We start from the raw sequence: 6,650 nt of genomic DNA, 5'->3' as shown, positions 1-6,650 counted from the left end.
CGGCAGCAGGAAGAGGCACTGCGCATCTCCATTGCCGGCGCCCAGGAAAAGACGGCGCTGACCTGGCATCGCGGCAAGTGGTGCCGCCCCTTGGGGGCCACACCCACCACCCACATCATCAAGCTGCCACTGGGCCTGATCGGCGGCGTGATGCAGCGGGTCGATGCGGGCGATTCGGTCTACAACGAATGGCTGTGCTCACGCATCCTGGCCGCGCTGGGCCTGCCGGTGGCGCCGGCCCGGGTGGAGCATTTCGGTCGGCATACGGTGCTGGCGGTGGAGCGCTTCGACCGGGTCAAGATGAAGGAAGGCTGGATTGCACGCCTGCCGCAGGAAGATTTCTGCCAGGCTTTCGGCCTGCCCCCCACCCTGAAGTATGAAAGCCAAGGCGGGCCGGGTCTGGCGCACTGCCTGGGCTTGCTCAATGCCAGCAGCCAGGGCGGCGACAAGACCTATTTCCTGCTGGCGCAATTGGCTTTCTTCCTGCTGGCCGCCACCGATGGTCATGCCAAGAATTTCTCGCTGCACCTGCACGCGGGGGGCCGCTATGAAATGACGCCCCTGTATGACGTGCTATCGATGTGGCCCTACTTCGGCAAGGGCCCCAACCAGTTCCGTGCACGTCAGACCGGGCCGGCCATGATCCTGCGCGGGCGCAATGCGCATCGTTATTTCCATACCATCGAAGCCCGCCACTGGCGTCAACTGGCGCTGCAGCACGGTGGCGAGCCGGTCTGGCAAGCCATGCTGGCACTGGTGCAAGGATCGGATGCGGCGCTGGAGGTGGTGCAAGCCCAATTGCCGGCCGATTTCCCGCTGCGCACCTGGGAGCGCATCAGCCAGGGCGTGCGCAGCCACCGCGAGCGCTTCCTGCGCGGCGCCGGGCAATGAGGCTCAGGCCGCGGCAAAGCGTTCGCGATACTGCCTTGGACTGACGCCCAACTGGCGCAGGAAGACCCGGCGCAGGTTCTGTTCCTCGCCGTAACCGGACTGGCTGGCGATGCGCTTGAGGGGCAGACGGGTTTCTTCCAGGGCGCGCCTGGCCGCTTCCAATCGCATCAATTCCACCGTGCGGGCCGGGGTACGGCCAGTCTCGGCCACATACAGGCGGGCAAAGGTGCGCGGGCTCATATTGACCTGGCGGGCCAGGTTCTCGACCCGCAAATCCGCCTCCAGATGGCCGGCAATCCAGGCGTGCAGCTCCACGAAACGCCCGACTCCGGCCGACTGCGAGGCCAGCGGCGCGCTGAACTGGGATTGTCCGCCCGGACGCTTGATGAACATCACCAACTGGCGCGCCGTGGCAATGGCAGCGGCATGACCCAGATCCTGCTCCACCAAGGCCAGCGTGAGGTCGATGCCGGCCGTCACCCCCGCCGAGGTCCAGATGCGTCCCTGGCGGATGTAGATCGGCTCGCCATCCACCTGCAGAGCCGGATAGCGGCGCTGCAACTGCGCTACGGAACCCCAGTGGGTGGTCACCCGCAAGCCATCCAGCAGGCCGGGCTCGGCCAGGTGAAAGGCGCCGCTACAGACCGAACAGATGCGTTGCGCCTGCGGTGCGCTCTGTCGTATCCACGCCACCAGCGCGGGATCGAGGCGGAACTGGTCACCCTGGCTGCCACCGGGCGAAACCAGGGTATGCAAGGGCGCGCCGGCCAGCGCCTGGTCCAGCTCGGCCAGCGATTGGGTGAGTACCGGCAGACCGGCACTAGTCACGATGGCGCCGCCCTGGGCCGAGGCCACGTGCAGCCGGTAGATGTCCTGAGCTTGCAGGCGGTTGGTGGTGGCCAGCGCCTGCATGGGGCCGGCCAGGTCCAGCAGGTTCATGCCCTCATAGGCGAGCAGAACGACGTGGCGTGGGGGGTGGCTCGATGACATGGAAGACCGATATGAAAGATTATTCCGATCTTAGCGCAGGCCGCCTGCCAGCGCCGCCCCCTGGCCACGCTGCGCCAACATCCAGCGCAAGGTGAACAAAGCTGATACCAACAGCACCGGCAGGATCGCTGCGTTCAAGCTTTCCCAGCCAAAGCGCGCCAGCAAGGGCCCGGCCCCGAGCGTGGCCAGGGCGGTGGCGGCATAGCGCGTCAGCTCGGCCAGGCCCTGGGTCTTGGCGCGCTCTCTGGGGGTGTACGACTGCGCCAGCAAGGTCGTACCACCGACGAACATGAAATTCCAGCCCACGCCCAGCAGCAGCAAGGCCACATAGAACGCCGGCAGCGTGGTGGAGCACATGGCGATGAGGGCGCACCCCAGGTTCATCCCCAGCCCGGCCAGCAATACCGAACCCAGGCCGAAGCGCTGGATCAGCCGACCGGCAAAGAAGGATGGGGCATACATCCCTATCAGGTGCCACTGGATGATGGCCGCGCCATCGTCGATGCCGTGATGGCAGGCCACGGCGGCCAGCGGTGCGGCGGTCATGATGAACATCATCACCATCGAGCCGGCCACGTTATTGGCCACCGAGGCCAGAAAGACCGGCGTGCGCGCAATGCGCGTCAAGGGTCGGGACGGGGCCGCCTCGGCGCTGGTCATCGCTGCCGCAGCACCCGGCTGCTCCTGGTCCCGGTAGAACAGCAGCAGCACCAGCACCGACAGCAAGCCCATGCTTGCAACCACCAGGTAGGCGCCGGCAAACAAGGCGGTCGGGAACCAGTCCTTGCTCCAGGCGGCCAAGGCCGGGCCGACCAGGGCCGCAATCACGCCCCCGGCCAGCACGGTGGAGATGGCGCGGCTCTTGGCGGCCTCACTGACGGCATCAGCGGCGGCCAGCCGGTAATACTGGGCAAAGGCCTGGAACACCCCGACCAGGGCGGTACCGGCGCAAAAGCTCCAGAACTGCGCATGAAACACCGACCACACCGAGATCAGCCCGCCCACACAGCAACTGGCCGCACCCAGCACGAAGGCCCAGCGTCGTCCCAGGCGCTGGATCAGGAAGGCGGCAAACCAGGTCACCACGGCCCCGGCCACCGTGATGAGGGCAAACGGCAAGGTGGCCAGCGCCTTGTCAGGGGCCAGTTGCCAGCCGGTCAGCGCGGTCAGGGTCAGGTCGATCGAGATGGCGCAGGTGAACAAGCCCTGGCACAGGGCCAGGATAGCGGCGTTGCGGCTGCCGGGCGGGATGGTGGAGGGGATGGCGGGAGGGTGAAGCATGAGATTTGCTCCTGGCGGTCATTTGAGGAGAAAATTGTCGAATTCCCACCCGCTTGGCGTCAATGACACAACACCGTCAATTTCCTGCAAGCCTCGACGATAGGACAAACCCATGCTGATCCAGGCCAACGAATCCGCCCTGCTGGTCATCGATCCCCAGGAACGACTCTTGCCCGCCATCCATGAGGGCCAGGCCGTCCTGGCCCAGACCGTATGCATGGCGACGATTGCCAGCCTGCTCGGCATCCCCGTGATTGGCACCGAGCAAATGCCTGACAAGCTCGGCCCCAATCACCCCGACATCCGCCCGCTGTGCGAGGTAACGCTCTCCAAGCACCATTTCGATGCCTGCGCCGCAGGTTTGCTGCCGCTCATCCCCGCTAGCGTGCGGCAGATCGTGGTGGCGGGGTGCGAAGCCCACATCTGCGTGCTGCAAACCGCACTTTCCCTGCTGCAACAAGGCTATCGGGTGCTGCCCCTGCTGGAAGCCTGTGGCTCGCGCCGGGCGCTGGATCGTGATGCTGCCTTCGAGCGTCTGCGGGACGCCGGCGCCACCCCGGTCACGCTGGAGATGGTGGCCTATGAATGGTTGCGCGAGAGCCAACATCCGCAGTTCCGGGCGGTGTTGAAGCTGATCAAATAGCCAGTCGGCGGGCAGAAATGAAGAAAAAAATGAAGGAAATAAAAGAAATGAAAAAAATGATGCGAAAAATCCGTACGTAACTAAAAAGCACACCAGCACTGAAACTGATGAAAGTTTTTGCTTGCCCGTCTCCTGAATGCATTACAAAAGCGAAACTGTGGTAAAAGTACGGGAAAAAATAGCTGCGTGGCCGCATGACAATGTGGCGCATTCACAGATCATTACGCCAATAACCTGGCCAGCCGACGCCGCCACAACAAAGAGGAAAACCAAACGCTTATGTCCAGTCTACCCGCCCACAGCCCCGTCCATGCCCCACCTCCGCTCACCCTGCACGCACTGCGTGCCAGTTGTTCGGCCTGCAGTATGCACCAGCTCTGCCTGCCGATGGGCCTGGACCAGGGTGACATGCAGCGGCTGGAACAGGTCATCAACCGCCGCCGCAAGGTCAAGCGCGATGAAAGCCTGTACCGGCTCAATGACAAGTTCGACATGCTCTACGCGATCCGCCTGGGGCATTTCAAGACCTTCCAGGGCAACCCCAACGGCGGCCAGCAGATTACCGGCTTCCAGATGGCCGGCGAACTGCTGGGCATGGATGCCATCGGCGCCGGTCACCACCTGTGCGAGGCAGTAGCGCTGGAAGACAGTGAAGTCTGTGAAATCCCCTTCGCCCGCCTGGAAGACCTGTTCCGCGACATGCCCACCCTGCTGCGCCAGTTCCATCGCATGATGAGCCTGGAAATCTCGCGCGAACAGCGCGTCATGCTGACCCTGGGCAGCATGACGGCCCAGCAGAAGATGGCCGCCTTCCTGCTCAACCTGTCCTCGCGCTACGCCAGCCGGGGCTATTCGAGCACCCGCTTCCAGTTGCGCATGACGCGCGAAGAAATCGGCAACTATCTGGGCCTGGCGGTGGAAAGCGTGAGCCGCCTGCTGACCAACTTCAAGAAGACCGGCGTGATCGAAGTCAGCCACCGCGACGTCGAACTGTGCGACCTGGCGACTTTGCGCGCCATTGCGCTGGGCAACGATCCCTGCGCCTGAGGCGGCCCCGTACAGTTGCCCCCTGCTGCCCCCTTAGCGCGCCTTGCCGGCGCCGGGGTAGCTGAGGGTAGAATGCCCGGATGACAGACCGCCCCCACCCAACTGATCGTCCAGATCGCACGCTTACCCCCTCCTCCACGCTCCATCGCTTCCTGCGCGCTCGCCTGGCGCGCGACCATCACCTTGGCCTGCCGCTGACCACGGGCCTGATGGCGGTCGTCTCCACCGCCCTGCTGTTCGCGTTGATCGCCTACGAAGTCAGCACCCATGGCGCTCTCACGCGCCTGGACCAGCAACTGGCCGACTGGTTCAACCAGCACGCCTTCTCGCCGCTGACCGAACTGGTGCTGGGCTATACCCATCTGCATGGCACCATCGGGGTGCTGGTGATGGGCCTGGCGCTGCTCTGGCACATGCTGCGAAAGCAGCGCTGGGCCTGGGTGATCGACCTGTTGCTGGTACTGCCGGGCGGCATGTTGTGCAATTTCATCCTCAAGCATCTGTTTGCCCGCCTGCGTCCCAGCTTCGAGGATCCCATCCTGGTGCTGCACAGCTACAGCTTTCCCAGCGGCCACACCATCGGCGCCACCCTGCTCTATGCCATGCTGGCGGCCTATCTGCTCAATCAGCCCAGCGTCTTGGCTGCCATCGGTGCACGCCTCAAGACCGGTGAGTCCGGTGCGCGCCTGAGCGTGATCGGGGTAGCCCTGCTAATGGTGGTGCTGACCGGGTTCAGCCGGGTCTACCTGGGCGCGCATTTCCTGAGCGACGTGCTGGGCGCCATGCTGCTGGGCACGGCCTGGTTTGCGCTGTGGAGCACGCTGGTTTTCACGTGGCAGCGGCACTATTGCGGCCTGCCGCGCTCCAACAGCCTTTGAATCCACCCTCGCCTGCGGATGCCAGACCAACACACGACCACGGATTTTCCCGCCAGCAATAGCCACCCGGATGTAGTTGCCGTCATCAATGCCAAAGCCGGTGGCGGACACGCCAAGAAACTGGCCAACCACATCAACGACCAATTCGCCAGCCATGGCCTGCGCGCCCGCGTGCACCTGGCACACAGCGGCCAGGACATGCTGCAAGTGGCGCGCCAGGCTGTGCGCGAGAAGGTGCCGGTGGTGGCCGCTGGCGGCGGCGATGGCAGCATCAATGCCGTGGCCTCGGTGCTGCTGGCCGAGCCGCAGTGCCAAAGCGCGCTGGGCGTGTTGCCGCTGGGCACGCTGAACCACTTCGCCAAGGATCTGAATATCCCGCTGGCACTGGAAGAAGCGATTGCCAACATCGCCAGCGGACGGCGCATCAAGGTCGATAGTGGTGAAGTCAATGGCGCAACCTTCATCAACAATTCCAGCCTGGGCCTGTATCCAGACATCGTGCGCGAGCGCGAAAAACAGCAGGCGCGCCTGGGCCGTGGCAAATGGCTGGCCTTTACCTGGGCCGCGATGGGGGCCTTGCGGCGCTATCCCTTCTTGCGCGTGCGGCTGTCCATCGATGGCCAGGAGCACTGGCGGCGCACGCCCTTCGTGTTCATCGGCAATAACGAATATCTGATGCACGGGCTGGACATCGGCAAGCGCTCTACCCTGACCGAAGGCCGGCTGAGCCTCTACACTTGCCATCACACCGGGCGCTGGGGCTTGCTGCGCCTGGCCTTGCACGCGCTGTTCGGACGCCTGCACGAGGCGCACGACTTCGATGTGCTAACGGCCACCGAGATCCTCATCGAAACCCACAGGAAACGGAAGGGCGTGGCCACCGATGGCGAAGTCAACCTGAGGCCACGCCGCTGCACATC

7 protein-coding genes are annotated in these 6,650 nt (G+C 64.3%); 5 read left to right on the top strand and 2 right to left on the bottom strand.

Annotation, left to right across the window (positions count from 1 at the left end; translation table 11 throughout):
* A partial coding sequence (locus tag I5W_RS05225) for a HipA domain-containing protein (RefSeq protein ID WP_044528450.1) occupies nucleotides 1-891 on the top strand: 891 nt, incomplete at its 5' end.
* Between the two features lie 3 nt (nucleotides 892-894).
* Here the strand turns inward: I5W_RS05225 and I5W_RS05220 are convergent.
* Entirely contained in the window at nucleotides 895-1,881 is a 987-nt protein-coding gene (locus tag I5W_RS05220) for a GlxA family transcriptional regulator (RefSeq protein ID WP_044528449.1), read from the bottom strand.
* Between the two features lie 30 nt (nucleotides 1,882-1,911).
* Complete coding sequence (locus I5W_RS05215; protein WP_044528448.1) at nucleotides 1,912-3,162, bottom strand: MFS transporter; 1,251 nt, start codon at nucleotides 3,160-3,162, stop codon at nucleotides 1,912-1,914.
* Nucleotides 3,163-3,274: 112 nt separating this feature from the next.
* Here I5W_RS05215 and I5W_RS05210 point away from each other — a divergent pair, with 112 nt between their 5' ends.
* The 4 genes from I5W_RS05210 to I5W_RS05190 form a co-directional block, all read left to right on the top strand.
* Nucleotides 3,275-3,805: an isochorismatase family protein gene (locus I5W_RS05210; RefSeq protein ID WP_044528447.1), complete on the top strand. Its 531-nt coding sequence runs from the start codon at nucleotides 3,275-3,277 to the stop codon at nucleotides 3,803-3,805.
* A gap of 279 nt (nucleotides 3,806-4,084) precedes the next feature.
* Nucleotides 4,085-4,852 (top strand): fumarate/nitrate reduction transcriptional regulator Fnr, encoded by a 768-nt coding sequence (gene fnr / locus I5W_RS05200; protein WP_044528445.1) that lies wholly within the window; start codon nucleotides 4,085-4,087, stop codon nucleotides 4,850-4,852.
* An 80-nt stretch (nucleotides 4,853-4,932) separates the two neighbouring features.
* Nucleotides 4,933-5,730: a phosphatase PAP2 family protein gene (locus I5W_RS05195; protein ID WP_044528444.1), complete on the top strand. Its 798-nt coding sequence runs from the start codon at nucleotides 4,933-4,935 to the stop codon at nucleotides 5,728-5,730.
* Between the two features lie 18 nt (nucleotides 5,731-5,748).
* A partial coding sequence (locus I5W_RS05190) for a diacylglycerol/lipid kinase family protein (protein WP_044528443.1) occupies nucleotides 5,749-6,650 on the top strand: 902 nt, incomplete at its 3' end.

Origin of the sequence: Herbaspirillum sp. B65, from assembly GCF_000333555.1 — a bacterium.
GTDB lineage: Bacteria > Pseudomonadota > Gammaproteobacteria > Burkholderiales > Burkholderiaceae_D > Herbaspirillum > Herbaspirillum rubrisubalbicans.
This window is presented reverse-complemented; position numbering and strand designations above follow the sequence as displayed.